Genomic DNA, 1166 nt, shown 5'->3' on the forward strand with positions numbered 1-1166 from the left:
CTAGTCACCTGGAACCAAAGTAAGCTTCATTTTGTTCGGCTTCTGTCACAAGAGCAGGAGTTTGATCGATGGTTGGCAGGCAGGCGGACGTCGTCGTTCTGAGCGACGCGGATAGAAGTTTTCTCGAATCTCAGGTGCGCCGGCATAAAGCGCCACGCTCCTTGTCGGATCGATGCCGGATGATCCTTTTGTGCGCGCAGGGTTTGCAAAGCAAGGACGTTGCCGGACGCCTGGGTGTTCACGAGCACACGGTTGGCAAGTGGCGCCGCCGGTTCGTACAGGATGGTATTGAAGGGCTGACAGATGAATATCGTGCGGGTCGACCGCGAACTGTCTCCGATACCCAGGTTGCCCAGGTCGTCGAGCGTACGTTGAACACCACCCCTAAGGATGCCACGCACTGGTCCATCCGTTCGATGGCAGCCGACAGCGGCCTTTCGCATACCACCATCCGTCGGATCTGGACCGCGTTTGGCCTGCAGCCGCATCGTGCCGAGACATTCAAGCTTTCCTCTGATCCGCTCTTTGTCGACAAGGTGCAGGACATCGTCGGCCTTTACATGTCGCCTCCGGACCGGGCGGTCGTGCTTTGCGTGGATGAGAAGTCGCAAATCCAGGCCTTGGATCGCGAGCAGCCTGTGCTGCCCATGGCGCCGGGCGTCGCCGAACGGCGCACCCATACCTATGTCCGCAACGGCACGACATCGCTGTTTGCCGCGCTAGATGTTGCCACCGGGGCGGTGATCGGTCAGTGCTACAAGCGTCACCGGGCCACCGAATTCCTCGATTTCCTGAAGCGGATCGACGCCGAAATGCCCGATGGGCCGGACGTGCATCTGGTGATGGACAACTATGCGACCCACAAGACGCCGAGGATCAAGGCCTGGCTCGCGCGCCGCCCACACTGGCATGTTCACTTCACGCCAACGTCGGCATCCTGGATCAATCAGGTCGAGCGGTGGTTCGCCGAGCTGACGCGAAAGCAGTTGCAGCGCGGCGTACACCGTTCCACCGCAGAACTGGAGGCCGACATCGACGCATTCATCGAAACCCACAACGAAAACCCCACCCCATACAAGTGGGTCAAATCCGCCGACCAGATCCTCGCATCGGTCAAGCGTTTCTGCCAGAAGACAATGAACCGAACTTCAGATTCAGGTGACTAG

The 1166-nt window shown here is 59.3% G+C and carries 1 protein-coding gene; it reads left to right on the top strand.

Annotation, left to right across the window (positions count from 1 at the left end; genetic code table 11):
- Positions 1 to 68: 68 nt before the first annotated feature.
- Entirely contained in the window at positions 69 to 1166 is a 1098-nt protein-coding gene (locus RFN30_RS32240; protein ID WP_320265974.1) for an IS630 family transposase, read from the top strand.

This window comes from Mesorhizobium dulcispinae, from assembly GCF_033977345.1.
Lineage (GTDB): Bacteria > Pseudomonadota > Alphaproteobacteria > Rhizobiales > Rhizobiaceae > Mesorhizobium > Mesorhizobium dulcispinae.

What these genes read in the sequence shown, in the direction of transcription:
- RFN30_RS32240 (WP_320265974.1), top strand. Translation starts at nt 69, where the DNA reads ATGGTTGGCAGGCAGGCGGACGTCGTCGTTCTGAGCGACGCGGATAGA.